This window comes from Crossiella sp. NPDC003009 (assembly GCF_053591555.1).
In genome coordinates this window covers 1-13,532 of the sequence record NZ_JBSFUA010000088.1, presented here as the reverse complement: position 1 = coordinate 13,532, position 13,532 = coordinate 1, and the positions used below count along the sequence as shown (strand labels likewise).

Sequence of the window (13,532 nt, the reverse complement as noted above, 5' to 3'; positions counted from 1 at the left end):
CCCGCGCGTAGGACCTCGCCTCCGTCCAGCCCGCCGAGACCGGCCGCCCGCTGGAGCAGGCCCTCGGCGGCATCGAAGCCGGGGCCGCCACCCTGGTGCAGTACGCCGAGCTCGGCCCGCTGCGCGGCGGCCGCACCCTGCTGGGCCAGTGGGGCGCCACCGACTTCACCGTGCCCGAACCCCGGGGCGTGCTGCTGGCCCTGACCCCGTGGAACGACCCGGTCGCGGTGGCCTGCGGCCTGCTCGGCGCGGGCCTGGTCACCGGCAACGCGGTGCTGCACAAGCCCAGCGAACGCTGCCCGCACACCGGAGCCCTGCTCGGCGACATCCTCACCGACTGCCTGCCCGCCGGCGTGCTGACCACGGTGGCCGGTGATGCCGGCACCGGCGCCGCCCTGGTGCACGCCGGGGTCGATGTCATCGCCCACGTCGGCGGCACCGCCGCGGGCCGGATGATCGCCCGCGACGCCGCGGTCACCGGAGCCAAGGTGCTGCTGGAGAACGGCGGCAACGACGCGCTGATCGTGGACCGGGACGTCGACCCGGCCTGGGCCGCCGAACAGGCCGCCATCGGCGCCTTCACCAACCAGGGCCAGATCTGCACCTCGGTGGAACGGATCTACCTGCACCGGGACCTCGCCAACCGCTTCCACGACGAGCTGGTCAAACAGGCCCGGAACTGGCCTGCCGACCAGCCCTTGGTGGACCGGCGGCACCGCGAACAGGTGCACCACCACGTCAGCGAGGCGGTCAACGCCGGGGCCACCCTGCTCACCGGCGGCGAGATCCCCGAAGGACCCGGCGCGTTCTACCCGGTCACCGTGCTCACCGGCTGCGCCGACGAGCTCGCGGTGCTCACCGAGGAGACCTTCGGCCCGGTCGCGCCGATCCGGGTGGTGAGCAGCTTCACCGAGGCCGTGCGACTGGCCGCCGCCGGCCGCTACGGCCTGGCCGCCACCGTGCTCACCGGCGACCTGGCCAACGCCCAGCTCGCCTGGCGGGAGCTCCCGGTCGGCACGGTCAAGGTCAACGCGGTCTTCGGCGGCGCACCTGGCGGGGCGGCCCAGCCGCGCGGGGCCAGCGGCGACGGCTTCGGCTACGGACCGGAGCTGCTGGACGAGCTGGTCACCATGAAGGTCGTGCACACCGAGCCCGCGCGACTGGGGTGAGCCTCAGCCCGCCGGGATCGGCGTGACCCGCAGCGCGGTGGCCACCGCGACCAGGTTGGCCGCCATGGTGCGCGCGGTGTTGTGCGACCACTGGTGGCCTTCCTCGGTGTCCGAATAGGACGGTCCGGGGCCGGGGCCGCGGTTCCAGTAGGTCCAGGCCTGGCCGGGGATGGTGTAGCCGATGTCGGCCAGGCCGCCGCTGATCTCGCTGATCACGTGGTGCGCGCCGTCCTCGTTGCCGGTCACCACCACCCCGGCCACCCGGTTGTAGGCCACCGGCCGCTCCTGGTCGTCGGTTTCGGAGATCATCGCGTCCATCCGCTCCAGCACCCGCTGGGCGATGCTGGAGGGGTGGCCCACCCAGGTCGGGGTGGCCAGCACCAGGATGTCGGCGGCCAGCAGCTTGTCGTGGATGGCAGGCCACTCGTCGTCGCCACCCATGTCGGTCTTCACACCGGGGGAGACGCGGTGGTCGACCACTCGCACCACCTCGACCTCGACGTCCTTCTCCCGCAGGGCGCTGACCACCACGTTGGCCAGCAGCTCGGTGTTGGAGGTATCCGGTGACTTCTTCAGGGTGCAGTTGAGGACAAGAGCTCGCATGCGCCCGGAGTACCCGCGCTGACCGGGGGAAACCTGGATTTGCCCATGCAAGAACCGGGTACTGCCCTGGCATGAGTGTGCCGGAGGCTGATCCCGAGGAGCGGTTGGACCGCAACCTCAACGAGCTGCTCCAGGAGCTACGCGTAGCGCAGGCCGGCGTGCAGATCCTGTTCGGATTCCTGCTGTCGATCACCTTCACCGAGCGTTACACCGAGGTCAGCAACGAGATCCGGATCACCCATCTGGTCACGATTCTGTTCGCCGGTGCCGCGGTCGCTTTACTGACCGCACCGGCCGCCTGGCACCGGGTGTTGTTCCGGCGCGGCAAACGAGAGCGGATCATCAAATCCGCCAACAGGTTCACCGTGCTCGGCCTGGCGGCGCTGGCGATCGCGCTGACCGGCACGGTGCTCCTGCTCGGCGAGATGATCATGGGCGGCTGGGCGGGTATCGCGCTCGGGGTGGCCGCCGCGATCGGCTTCGGCTCACTGTGGTTCCTGATCCCGCTGCGACACCGCTGATCACCGCGCGGTGACCCGGAAGGTCTTCAGCTCCGGATCGGCGGAGTCCGGGATGTACATGCCCGCGTCCAGCCCGGTGCGCAGGTAGTCCACCACGTCCTGGGTGATCCGCTCGCCGGGCAGCACCGCGGGCACACCCGGCGGGTACGGGCTGATCGTCTCCGCGGCGATCCGCCCGGCCGCTTTCTCCGCCGGCACGTCCTCGAACGGCCCGAAGAAGGCGTCCCTGGGCAGCTGCACCTGTTCCAGCTCCAGCTCACCCGGCGCGGGCAGGTCGATCGGCTTGGCCCTGGGCAGGTCCTCGCTGGCCTCCACCAGCGCCCGCACCGAGGAGACCAGGATGTCCGCGCTGCGCTCGTCGTCGGCCACGGTCAGCTGCGCGGCGAAACGGCGGTGGTCGGCCAGCCCGACCTCCACGTTCCGGTTCTCCCGCAACCACTCCGAGGCGGTGTAGCCGCTGATGCCCAGCTGCTGCAGGTCGATGACCAGCTTGAGCGGGTCCAGGTCGTCGGCGCGGCCGGGGCCGACGAACTCCGGGTGGCCCATCACCCGCACCCCGCGCAACGCCTCGAGCCGTTTCCTGGTCTCGGCGGAGAGCGTCATCACCTTGTCCAGCAAGGCATGTCCGTGCTCGGCCATCTGCCGCCGCCAGCCGTCCAGCCCACCGTAGATCAGCGCCGACGGGCTGGTGGTGTTGAGCAGATCCGCCCGCGCGGCCAGGACTTTCGGATCCACCCGGTCGCCCTGCAGGTGGTACACCGAGCCCTGTTCCAGGCCCGCGCCCATCTTGTGCACGCTGGTCACGCACAGGTCCGCGCCCGCGTCCATCGCCCAGCTGGGCAGGCCGGGGTGGAAGGGCAGGTGCGCGCCCCAGGCCTCGTCCACGATCAGCGGCTTGCCGTGCTCGTGGCACAGCTCCGCGGTGTCCTTGATCGCCGCGCAGGCGCCGTAGTCGGTCGGGGTGATCAGCAGCATGCCCTTGGCGTCGGGGGCCTGGCGAAAGGCTTCGGCCACCGCCTCCGGGCCGGGCGGGTGCGCCAGCTGCCACTCCGGGTCCCACCGCGGGTGCACCCACACCGGGCGCACGCCGCTGATGATCAGCCCGGCGATCACCGACTTGTGCGCGTTGCGCGAGATCAGCAGCTCCTCGCAGGGACCGGCCACGGTGATGATGCAGGCCTTGACCGACAGCGAGCTGCCGCAGGTGGAGAAGTAGGCCAGCTCGGCATCCACCGCATCGGCCATCAGCTCCTCGGCCTGGGTCAGGATCTCCTGGCTCATCCGCCGGTCGTCGATGCCGTTGAGCATGATGATGTCGGCGGCGAAGAGGTCCCGGCCCATCACCTCCAGGACCCGGGGATCCACGCCCCGGCCCTGTTTGTGGCCGGGCGGGATGAAGGTCATCGGGTTGCGTTCCCGGTGGGCGGCCATCGCCTCCAGAACCGGCGCGCGGGAGTGGTCCGGCTTGCTCATCGCGCCGCCTTCGGGACCAGCAGCGCGCCAAGGGCGATCATGCCCAGCCCCAGGCCCAGGTGCAGCCAGTCATCGGCGGTGTTGAGCGGCACGAAGTTCAGCGGGCTGTCCTTGTCCACCACCAGCCCGTAGACCCACAGCGCCAGGTAGACCACACCGCCGCCGATGAGGAAGCCGCGCGCGCCACCGGGGGTGCGGGCCAGCAGCAGCCCGGCCACCCCGAAGATCAGGTGCACGATGTTGTGCAGCACCGAGACCGCGAACACGCCCAGCAGCAACGCCTGCGAGTGGTGACCGGCCACCAGCAGGTCGTCGAAGTTGGTGGTCACCCCCGGGATGAAGCCGAGCACGCCAACGGCCACGAACACGATCGCCACCAGCACCGCCGCGGCTTGCACCGCGGTGCGCACCGGCCGGCTGGTCACCGCTTGGGCCATGGTTCCCACCTCGCGAGAGAGATTGCTCCGATGGGCTCCGGCTACCCGATGCCGCCTGCGGCAAACGGCGGTTGAAGGCACCCGAGTAGGGGAACCCGAGGCCATGAGCGAGCACGCCGGCGCGGTCATGCCCAGCGAGGCGGACAAGCGCCCCTCCTTCTTCGACCGGTTCGCGACCAAGGTCAACACCTTCGTCTCGCGAGCCTGGTTCTTCGCGCTGTGCCTGGCCATGGTGGTCATCTGGGCCCCGTCCTACTTCCTCTTCGAGTCCGAGGACACCTGGCAGCTGGTGATCAACACCCTGACCACGATCGTCACCTTCCTGCTGGTGGCCCTGCTGCAGAACACCCAGACCCGCTCCGATGAGGCCACCCAGCAGAAGCTCAACGCGATCGCCGACGCCCTCTCCGACCTGATGAACCGGCAGGACCAGGCCGAGGACGCCAGGGAACTGCGGCTCGCGGTGGGCCTGGAGAAACGGGAGAGCAGCTGAGATGGCCAAATACCCGGGAGCCAACCCGCCAGAGGACGCCGGACTCGACCAACTGCGCACCGCGGTGCAGGGCTGCCGCGGCTGCGACCTCTACCGCGAGGCCACCCAGGCCGTCTTCGGCGACGGGCCCGGCAACGGCCGGGTGATGTTCATCGGCGAACAGCCCGGCGACCAGGAGGACAAGGCGGGCGAACCCTTCGTCGGACCGGCGGGACGCCTGCTGGACAAGGCACTCGTGGAGGCCGGCATCGACCGCGCCACGGCCTATGTCACCAACGCGGTCAAGCACTTCAAGTTCCAGCGCGACGCCCGCGGCAAGCGCCGCATCCACCAGAAGCCCAACCGCTCCGAGGTGGTGGCCTGCCGGCCGTGGCTGGTGGCCGAGCTCGGCGCGGTGCGCCCGGACCTGGTGGTGTGCCTGGGCGCCACCGCCGCCCAGTCGGTCCTGGGCGCGGCGTTCCGGCTCACCGCGCACCGAGGGGAGCTGCTCGCACTGCCGGAGGAGTTCCCGCTTTCGGCGCGGGTGCTGGCCACCCAGCACCCCTCCGCGGTGCTGCGCGCGCCCGACCGCGAGGCCGCCTACGCCGCACTCGTACAGGACCTGAAGGTGGCCGCGGCCGCGCTCAGCCGCGTCGGCTGAGCGCGAAGCGCAGCGCGAAGTGGTCCAGCACGCTGGGCAGCCGGCGCCCCGGCCGCAGGTGCGCCCTGGTCAGCAGCCCGATCTCGTGCTCACGGCGCAGCGTGGCCAGCACCTGGGTGGTCAGCAGCAGCACCAGGTTGCGGCCGGGACAGACCGCGGGGCCGTCGCTGAAGGGCACCAGCGCGCCGTGGAAGTGCGCGGTGCCGTCCCGCCAGATCTCCGGGGTGAACCCGGCCGGGCCGCGGTGCAGGTAGGGCGCGAACAGGATCACCGTGGCGCCCTTGCGGATCTCGTGCCCGCCCAGTGTGGTGTCCACTGTGGACTCACGCAGGATCAGCGGGGTGGTCGGCCACAGCCGCAGCGACTCCTGCACGCAGCCGCGCAGGTAGGGCAGCTCCCAGAAGCTGTCCGGGGTGGACCCGGCGGACTCGGCCAGCGCCTTGGTCTCCTGCTCCGGGTGGGTGGCCAGCAGCGCCAGCGTGCGGAAGACCGCGACCCCGGCCGCGTCGAAGGCGAACAGCCAGTGCGCCACCTGCGACTCGGGGTGGATGTCCGGGCCGGGGTGGTTCTCCGCGATCCGCGCGGCCAGGCTGCCCGGCTGGGCCCGGTCGATCGCGCCGCGCAGGTGCCGCAGGAACATCTCCCGGTGCTTGGTCTCCCTGGGGTGCAGCCAGCCCCAGTTCCCGGCCCGGCGCAAGGCGAAGAGCCGGTCGGTGAGCAGGTCATCCCCGGCGGCGGCGGTGCCCAGCACCACCTGGCGCACCAGCCGCCACCACTGCCGGGTGAAGGCGGGCCAGTCCAGTTCCGGCTGGGCCAGCAGGGGTTTCACCGTCTGGGCGACGATCGCGGTGAAGTCGGCGGCCTGCGGGTGCACCGGATAGGGCGTGGCCAGCACGTCCTCGGTGAACTCCCGCCGGTGCGCCCGCTGCTCGGCGGAGGAGATCAGCAGACCCTCCGGCTGGAACTGCCCGAGCGCGTGCCGCTTCTCCAGACTGGCCGGGCTGAACGGCTCGGGGGAGCGCGCCAGCGCCTCGTGCGCGTCGGAGGAGTCCAGTGGCAGCACCAGGTCCCGGCCCGGCAGGCGCAGCCGTAGCGGCGCGTCGCCGTAGCGCTCGCGCAACCGGGTCAGCAGCCGCACCGCCCGCCGGTCCAGGTCCAGCCGCTGCGCCAGCGCCACCGCGCGCGGGCGGCGGATCACCGCGCCGCGGACCACGATCGGCAGCAGCACCTCGGCGACCACCTTCGCGGTGTCCACAGTGGATAGTCGGCTCAGTGAGCGCTTCTCGGTGGTGGTCAACGCTTCCCCCGTGCCATGCCCTCGTCGGCGGCCTCCAGGATGATCCGCTGGGACCGGCGGCCGGTGGCCAGCAGCCAGCCCCATTCGGCCAGCACCGAGATCCGGTTGCGCCAGCCCACCAGGAAGGCCAGGTGCACCGCGAGCCAGGCCGCCTTGCCGATCAGCCCGCGCAGCTTCAGCCCGCGCACATCGGCCACGGCGTCGCCGGGGGAGACGGTGGCCATGGTGCCGCGGTCCCGGTAGCGGAACGCCGGCGGCGGGGTCCGCTCACCCAGCCTGGCCTTGATCACCTCGCCGACGTGCTCGCCCTGCTGGATCGCGGGCGCGGCCAGCCCCGGCAGGTCGTCCAGGTTGGCCAGGTCGCCGACGGCGAAGAGCTCGGGGTGGCCGGGCAGTGAGCAGTCCGGCCGCACCTTGATCTTGCCCTTCTTGTCCGTCTCCACCCCGGTGGCCTTGGCCAGCTGGTCGGCGAAGGCCGCCGGTTTCACCCCGGCCGCCCAGATCACCGTGCGCGCGGCCAGCCGGGACTCGCTCTTGTCCTTGGCGCGCAACAACACGCCCTCCTGGTCCACGTCGGCGACCATCTTGCCGAGCAAAACCTCCACACCGAGCTTGTGCAGCGTCTTCTGGGTGTGCGCGCGCAGCGGTTCGGCGAAGGGCGGCAGCACGGTGTCCACCGCGTCGATCAGCACCACCTTGGCCGAGGCTGGGTCGATGTCGCGGAACTGGTTGCGCAGGCTGCGCCTGGCCATCGCGGCCACCTGCCCGGCCAGCTCCACCCCGGTCGGCCCGGCGCCGACGATCGCGATGGTCAGCCAGCGCGCCCGCTCGGCCGGATCTTGGGCGTTGGCGGCGTTCTCGAAGGCGGTGAGCAGCCGGGAGCGCAGCCGCACCGCGTCGGAGAGGGTCTTCATCGGCAGCGCCACCTCCCGCCACTCCTCATGGCCGAAGTAGCTGTCCGCGGACCCGGCGGCGACCACCAGGCTGTCGTAGGCCACCACCTCCTGGCGGCAGTCCGGCAGCTCCACGGTCACCGTGCGGGCCTGCGCGTCCAGCTCGGTGGCGGTGCCCAGCACCACCCGGGCGTTGCGCTGGGAACGCAGCACATCCCGCAGCGCGGGTGCAATGTCGCCGGGGGAGAGCAGCGCGGTGGCCACCTGGTAGAGCAGCGGCTGGAACAGGTGGTGGTTCATCCGGTCGATGAGGATGACGTCCACATCGGACTTGCGCAGCGCCCGTGCCGCGGCCAGCCCGCCGAAGCCCCCGCCGACGATGACGACTCGATGTCTGGTGGCAGTCACCCGCCCCGGATACCCACCCGCCGCCGGCTTCACCCGTCCCCGAGGTCCACCTTCGGCAGCGGCCGCACCGCCGGACCCTGGATGACCGAGCCGTCCAGGGCGAACCGGGAGCCGTGGCACGGGCAGTCCCAGGTCTGCTCACCGTCGTTGAAGGCCACCAGGCAGCCCAGGTGGGTGCAGCGCGCGCCGAGGGCGCACAGCTCGCCGCCGGGCTTGCGGTAGGCGGCCACCGCCTTGGTGCCGACGGTGGTCACCACGGCCTGCCCCTCGGCCAGCTGATCCACCCCGCCCGCGGTCGCGGCGGCGAACCGGTCGCCGACCAGCCGGGCGGCCACGTGCGCGTTGGTCTTGACGAACTTCGGCGCGGACTGGGCCAGGGTGGTGCGCAGCGGGTCGAACAGCGCCGCATGCGGGCTGGCCACCCCGGAGATCAGGTCGCGCAGGATCAGCCCGGCCAGGGTCCCGTTGGTCATGCCCCAGTGCCCGAACCCGGTGGCCACCCACACCTTCTTGGTGAACGGGTGGAACCGGCCGATGTAGGGCAGACCGTCCGGAGTGGACAGATCGTGCGCCATCCACCGGTAGCGGATCTCGGTCAGCCCCAGCCGTTCCCGCGCCCACTCGGCCAGCCGCTCGAACCGCGCCCCGGTGTTGTCCCCCTCGTCGACCAGGTGGCCCTCGCCGCCGACGATGAGCAGCTCCTCGCCGCCGGGCAGCGGCGCGGTGCGCACCGAGTGCGCGGTGTCCACATCCAGGTACATCCCCGGCGGCCCCTGGCCCGGCCCGGCCACCACCAGGTCCCGGCGCGGTTGCAGCCTGGGGAAGAACGCGCCCCGGTCGAAGATCGGGTAGTGCGTGGCCACCACCACGTGCTCGGCCCTGATCCGGCCCTCGGTGGTGGTCACCACGCACGGGTCACCCTCGGTCAGCGCCAGCGCCCGCACCCCGGTGTGCACCGAGCAGCCGTCCCCTGGAATCAGCGCGGCCAGCCCGAGCAGCCACTTCCGGGGGTGGAACTTGGCCTGGTCGGCCAGCCGCACCGCACCGGCCACCGGGAACGGCAGGTCGGTGTGGTCGGCGAAGGCCGCGGGCAGCCCGGCCGCGGCCGCCGCCTCGGCCTCCGCGCGCAGCGTCGGCACACTGCCCGGCTGCTCGGTGTAGAGCACGTTGGCGCTGCGGGTGAGTTCGCAGTCGATGCCCAGCCGCGCCGAGGTGGCCGCCAGCCACTCCAGCGCCGCGGTCTGCGCGCGGGCGTGCGCGGTCGCGGTCTCGGCGTTGAAGGACCGGCGCAGCCGCTGGTGGACCGGCCCGTGCTGCACGGTCACCTTGGCCGTGGTGTGCCCGGTGACTCCCGCGGCCAGTTCCCCGGCCTCGATGAGCGCGACCCGCAGGCCCAGCTGCTTGAGCAGGTAGGCGGTCGTGATCCCGGCGATACCCGCGCCGAGCACCACCACGTCGGCCTGCTCGGGCAGCTCAGGGCGGTCGGCGCCGGCGTCGGCGGTGCTGGAGATCCAGTAGGAGACGTTGGCCATGGCCCCCAGATACCCGCCTGGGAGCTGGGCAACCAGGTCAGTGCGCCGCGGCGGGCTCGCTCACCCGTCCGGCGCCCGCGGTCAACGCCCGGCCCGCCGCCGTCCGGTCCATGCCCAGCGGCCAGCTGGACAGCAGCACCACCGCGTACTGCCGGTCGCCGCCGACCAGGCCGGTGCTGTGCAGCACGGTGCGCTCACCGCTGCTGCCCCAGCCCTGCTTGATCGCCCACCGGCTGCCCGGCAGCCCGTCCGGGATGCCGAAGTGCTGGTCGAACCCGTCCGCGGCGGTCCGCGGCGCCTCGGCCATCGCCGAGGTCAGCAACTGCCGGCGGTCCGTGGTCTCCGCGGCCGAGATGTGCCGGTAGACCAGCGCCACGTCGTGCGCGGTGACCTGGGTGTCGCCCCACTGCCCGGCCCGCTCCGGCGGCCGCACCCCGCCCAGCTTGAGCTTGTTCGCGACCCGCTTGACGATCTCCGGCCCGCCGTTGGCCGTCCACAGCGCGCTGGCCGTGGCGTCGTCGCTGACCGAGAGCATCCGCTCCACCCGGTCCTCGGCCTGCTCGCCCTGCCGGTCCAGCGCGTCGAGCGCGATCAGCAGCTTGACCACCGAGGCCGCGGCGAACCGCTGCTGGGAGTTGACCCCGGCCACCACCCGGCAGGCCGACAGGTCGAGGACCTCGTAGCCGACCGTGGCGCCCTTCGCCGAGGCCGCCACCGCCGCCTGCACCGCCGCGGCCGAGCCGCTGGCCGCCTTGGGCGCGACCAGCGGCCCCGCGCAGTCGGTGCGCCACGGGTCCCGGCCGAAGGAGGTGGTCAGCACCACCGTTGTCGCCACGACGGCGACCAGCGCCAACGGCAGCCATAGTCGTACTCGCATGCCCGAATGACGCCGATCGGGTGAGGGTGGTTGCAGTGTGAAACCACAGGGTTCCTGAAGCGACCACCCCCGTCGCCCGTTCAGGCAGCCGCGCGCTCACCCACCGGGCGGCGACGGCGCGGCGCGGCCAGCGACGGCGGCTGCCAGGCCCCGTCCGCCCGGTACAGGTCGGTGCCCGGCGGCACGATCTCGTCGATCCGGTCCAGCGTGGCGTCGTCCAGCTCCAGCTCGACCCCGGCCAGCAGCGAGGTCAGCTGCTCCATCGTGCGCGGCCCGATGATCACCGAGGTCACCGCGGGGTGCGCGGCCGGGAAGGCCACCGCCAGCTGCGCCAGCGGCACACCCAGGTCCGCGGCCAGCTCGGTCAGCTTCTCCAGCGCGTCGAACTTGGCCGCGTTCGCCGGCAGCGAGGCGTCGAAGCGGGCCGGGGTCAGCGCGGGCCGCCCGGTGGTCAGGTCCACCGGCTGGTCCTTGCGGACCTTGCCGGAGAGGAAGCCGTTGGCCAGCGGGCTGTAGGTCAGCGCGCCCATGCCGTAGCGCTGCGCGGTGGGCAGCTGGTGGGTTTCCACGCCGCGGGCGAGCAGGTTGTAGGGCGGCTGCTCGGTGCGGAAGCGGTACAGGCCCCGCCGTTCGGCCACGTGGTGGGCCTCGGCGATGTCCTGGGCGGGGAAGGAGGAGCAGCCGATGGCGCGCACCTTGCCCTGGCGGACCAGGTCGGTCAGCGCGGCCAGGGTCTCCTCGATGTCGGTGGTGTGGTCGGGCCGGTGCACCTGGTAGAGGTCGATCCAGTCGGTGCGCAGCCGCCGCAGGCTGTCCTCCACCGCGCGGGTGATCCAGCGCCGGGAGTTGCCGCCCCGGTTGGGCCCCTCGCCCATCGGGAAGTGCACCTTGGTCGCCAGCACCACCTCCTCACGCCGGCCTGCCAGGGCCTTGCCGACGATCTCCTCGGACTCGCCCATGGAGTACATGTCGGCGGTGTCGACGAAGTTGATGCCCGCGTCCAGCGCGGTGTGGATGATCCGGGCGCTGTCCTCGTGGTCGGTGTTGCCGACCATGCCGAACATCATCGCGCCCAGGCAGTGGACGCTGACCTCGATCCCGGTGCCGCCAAGCGTGCGGTAACGCATAAGTCCTGCTCCCCAGTAGTGGTGATCTTCGGGCCGGACCCTAGGTGCTGGAGCGAACTCCAGGTCAAGCCCTCATGATATGTTTGCCGGAGTCAACGACTTGGCAGACTGGGGCAACGATGACCACGAAGCAGCGGATCGCCGCCATCCGGGCCTTCACCCGGTGCTACACGGCTCAGTTGGGCGTGCTGGACGAGGGCCTGCTGCGCACCCCGTACACCCTCACCGAGGCCAGGGTGCTCTTCGAGCTGGGCCAGCAGGAGGCCACCGACGTCGCCGACCTGCGCCGCGAGCTGGCCCTGGACGCCGGGTACCTGAGCCGGATCGTGGCCCGCTTCGCCGCCGACGGCCTGCTGGTCAAGGAGAAGTCCCCGGCCGACGCCCGCCGCCAGGTGCTGCGCCTGACCGAACGCGGCCGCGCCGTGCACACCGACCTGGACACCCGCTCCGCCGACCAGGTCCGCGACCTGCTCGCCACCCTCTCCGAAGCCGACCAGCGCCGGCTGACCGAAGCGATGAACACCATCCGCGAGGTCCTCGAACCCACGCGCTCCCGCCCGCCAACAGTGGTCCTGCGCGCCCCGAACCCCGGCGACTACGGCTGGGTCATCAACCGCAACGCCGTGCTCTACGCCGAACAGTTCGGCTGGGACCACACCTACGAGACCCTGGTCGCCAGGATCGTCGCCGACTACGCCGGAAACCACGACCCAGCAAGGGAATCCGCCTGGATCGCCGAGGTCGACGGCGAAGCGGTCGGCTGCGTCTTCTGCGTCGCCGAGAACGCCGACACCGCCCGCCTGCGCCTCCTGCTGGTCGAGCCCTCGGCGCGCGGCCTGGGCATCGGCTCCCGCCTGGTCGAGGAATGCCTGCGCTTCGCCGAACGCACGGGCTACTCGGCGATCACCTTGTGGACCAACGACATCCTCAGCGCCGCCCGCAAGATCTACCAAGCCGCAGGTTTCGAGCTGGTCGCCGAAGAACCCCACCACAGCTTCGGCAAGGACCTCATCGGCCAAACCTGGACCCGCCCCCTGCCGGTCCGCGCGCCTGCCCGGCCAAGGTGAGCACCCCGGACATCCATCCCGCCGACCCCGGCCAGGCCGACGAGCTGACCGCGTTGATGCACAACTCCTCGGCCTACCAAGGCGAGTACGCCTCAATCCTGCACGGCTTCCGGCTCACCCCAGCCGACCTGACCTCCGCCCCTGCCTTCGTCGCCCGGCGCGGAACCGAAACCCTGGGCTTCTACCGCCTGATCCCGGCCCCACCAGAGCTGGACCTGCTCTTCGTCGCCGACCACGCGCAGGGCCTGGGCTTGGGCAGGCGCCTGATCCGGCACATGCTGGCGCTGGCGGGGGAGTGCGGCCTGACCGCGGTGCGCATCGTCTCCCACCCGCCAGCCGCCGACTTCTACCGCCGCCAAGGCGCCGAACAGCTCCGGCTGCTGCCACCAAGCCCGCCCAGGGTCACCTGGACCCGCCCGGAGTTCCTGCTACCGGTCCTTGCACCAAGAAACTCAGCAGCCCCACCAGGATCAGCACCCCGCCGCTGAGGGTGTAGAGGATCAGGAAGGGAATCAGACCCACCACCGCCTGGACCGCGCCGACCAGCAGACAAAGCCCACCGAGCAGCCAGGTGTGCCGCGCGGCCAGCGGCAGAAAGGCCAGCAACGCGACCCCGAGCAGGAACGGGCTGGCCGGTCCGATGGCGAGGGACGTCAACACGCCAGCGGTCATCGACACCACGATCGCCAGCGCGGTCAGCCGCCACAGCCAGCGCGGCGGGCTCAGCGCGAGCGCCCCGTCGGTCTGGCAGGCGAGCACGTCCATGACGGCCAGCGCCATCACGCCAACCGGCAGCCCACCCACCAGCCCGTCGCAAGGTTGGGCCTGGTTGTCACCGCCGCGCCGCTCCGCCCACCGCCGCTCCGCCGCCCGACCGCCGCATCGTCCCGCCGCTGCCGCTCCGCCCACCGCCGCCCCGTCCTCCCGTCGCCGCGCCGCCCGACCGGCGTGCCGCCCGACCGCCCCGCTACCCCGCCGCCGTGCAAGCCGCCCGC

Annotated in this window: 14 protein-coding genes and 1 pseudogene; 6 read left to right on the top strand and 9 right to left on the bottom strand. The window is 72.1% G+C overall.

Annotated elements, in window-relative coordinates; all coding sequences use genetic code 11:
• Positions 1-11 precede the first annotated feature (11 nt).
• Positions 12-1,169, top strand: a pseudogene (locus ACWDY5_RS40870) (aldehyde dehydrogenase family protein); the annotation flags it as partial.
• A gap of 3 nt (positions 1,170-1,172) precedes the next feature.
• Here ACWDY5_RS40870 and ACWDY5_RS40865 read toward each other — a convergent pair.
• On the bottom strand, positions 1,173-1,772 hold the full coding sequence (locus tag ACWDY5_RS40865; protein ID WP_449727496.1) for a flavodoxin family protein: 600 nt from the start codon (positions 1,770-1,772) through the stop codon (positions 1,173-1,175).
• Between the two features lie 71 nt (positions 1,773-1,843).
• On the opposite strand from ACWDY5_RS40865, the gene ACWDY5_RS40860 reads away from it, so the two are divergent.
• On the top strand, positions 1,844-2,293 hold the full coding sequence (locus ACWDY5_RS40860; protein ID WP_449727495.1) for a DUF6328 family protein: 450 nt from the start codon (positions 1,844-1,846) through the stop codon (positions 2,291-2,293).
• On the opposite strand, the gene ACWDY5_RS40855 is transcribed toward ACWDY5_RS40860, so the two are convergent.
• Both ACWDY5_RS40855 and ACWDY5_RS40850 read right to left on the bottom strand, forming a co-directional pair.
• Positions 2,294-3,766, bottom strand: a complete 1,473-nt coding sequence (locus ACWDY5_RS40855; RefSeq protein ID WP_449727494.1) for an aminotransferase class I/II-fold pyridoxal phosphate-dependent enzyme — start codon at positions 3,764-3,766, stop codon at positions 2,294-2,296.
• Positions 3,763-4,203, bottom strand: a complete 441-nt coding sequence (locus tag ACWDY5_RS40850; protein WP_449727493.1) for a DUF4383 domain-containing protein — start codon at positions 4,201-4,203, stop codon at positions 3,763-3,765. Before ACWDY5_RS40850 ends, ACWDY5_RS40855 begins: the two co-directional genes overlap by 4 nt.
• A gap of 103 nt (positions 4,204-4,306) precedes the next feature.
• Here ACWDY5_RS40850 and ACWDY5_RS40845 point away from each other — a divergent pair, with 103 nt between their 5' ends.
• Together ACWDY5_RS40845 and ACWDY5_RS40840 are read left to right on the top strand one after the other, a co-directional pair.
• Positions 4,307-4,696: a low affinity iron permease family protein gene (locus tag ACWDY5_RS40845; RefSeq protein ID WP_449727492.1), complete on the top strand. Its 390-nt coding sequence runs from the start codon at positions 4,307-4,309 to the stop codon at positions 4,694-4,696.
• Position 4,697: 1 nt separating this feature from the next.
• Positions 4,698-5,336: a UdgX family uracil-DNA binding protein gene (locus tag ACWDY5_RS40840; protein ID WP_449727491.1), complete on the top strand. Its 639-nt coding sequence runs from the start codon at positions 4,698-4,700 to the stop codon at positions 5,334-5,336.
• Here ACWDY5_RS40840 and ACWDY5_RS40835 read toward each other — a convergent pair.
• The 5 genes from ACWDY5_RS40835 to ACWDY5_RS40815 form a co-directional block, all read right to left on the bottom strand.
• Positions 5,320-6,633 (bottom strand): cytochrome P450, encoded by a 1,314-nt coding sequence (locus tag ACWDY5_RS40835; RefSeq protein ID WP_449727490.1) that lies wholly within the window; start codon positions 6,631-6,633, stop codon positions 5,320-5,322. The two genes, ACWDY5_RS40840 and ACWDY5_RS40835, sit on opposite strands and share 17 nt — an antisense overlap.
• The gene (locus ACWDY5_RS40830; protein WP_449727489.1) at positions 6,630-7,934 is read right to left on the bottom strand and encodes an NAD(P)/FAD-dependent oxidoreductase; all 1,305 of its coding nucleotides are present in this window, start codon (positions 7,932-7,934) and stop codon (positions 6,630-6,632) included. The genes ACWDY5_RS40835 and ACWDY5_RS40830 overlap by 4 nt, the downstream gene beginning before the upstream one ends.
• A 29-nt stretch (positions 7,935-7,963) precedes the next feature.
• Entirely contained in the window at positions 7,964-9,466 is a 1,503-nt protein-coding gene (locus ACWDY5_RS40825) for an FAD-dependent oxidoreductase (protein ID WP_449727488.1), read from the bottom strand.
• Positions 9,467-9,503: 37 nt separating this feature from the next.
• Positions 9,504-10,343, bottom strand: a complete 840-nt coding sequence (locus ACWDY5_RS40820) for a serine hydrolase (protein WP_449727487.1) — start codon at positions 10,341-10,343, stop codon at positions 9,504-9,506.
• A gap of 80 nt (positions 10,344-10,423) precedes the next feature.
• Entirely contained in the window at positions 10,424-11,470 is a 1,047-nt protein-coding gene (locus ACWDY5_RS40815) for an aldo/keto reductase (RefSeq protein ID WP_449727486.1), read from the bottom strand.
• A 119-nt stretch (positions 11,471-11,589) separates the two neighbouring features.
• On the opposite strand from ACWDY5_RS40815, the gene ACWDY5_RS40810 reads away from it, so the two are divergent.
• The gene (locus ACWDY5_RS40810; protein ID WP_449727485.1) at positions 11,590-12,537 is read left to right on the top strand and encodes a bifunctional helix-turn-helix transcriptional regulator/GNAT family N-acetyltransferase; all 948 of its coding nucleotides are present in this window, start codon (positions 11,590-11,592) and stop codon (positions 12,535-12,537) included.
• Positions 12,534-13,025 carry a GNAT family N-acetyltransferase gene (locus ACWDY5_RS40805; protein WP_449727484.1) on the top strand — a complete coding sequence of 164 codons (492 nt, stop codon included), beginning with the start codon at positions 12,534-12,536 and terminating at the stop codon, positions 13,023-13,025. The genes ACWDY5_RS40810 and ACWDY5_RS40805 overlap by 4 nt, the downstream gene beginning before the upstream one ends.
• Here ACWDY5_RS40805 and ACWDY5_RS40800 read toward each other — a convergent pair.
• Positions 12,940-13,317 carry a hypothetical protein gene (locus ACWDY5_RS40800; protein WP_449727483.1) on the bottom strand — a complete coding sequence of 126 codons (378 nt, stop codon included), beginning with the start codon at positions 13,315-13,317 and terminating at the stop codon, positions 12,940-12,942. The two genes, ACWDY5_RS40805 and ACWDY5_RS40800, sit on opposite strands and share 86 nt — an antisense overlap.
• Positions 13,318-13,532 lie beyond the last annotated feature (215 nt).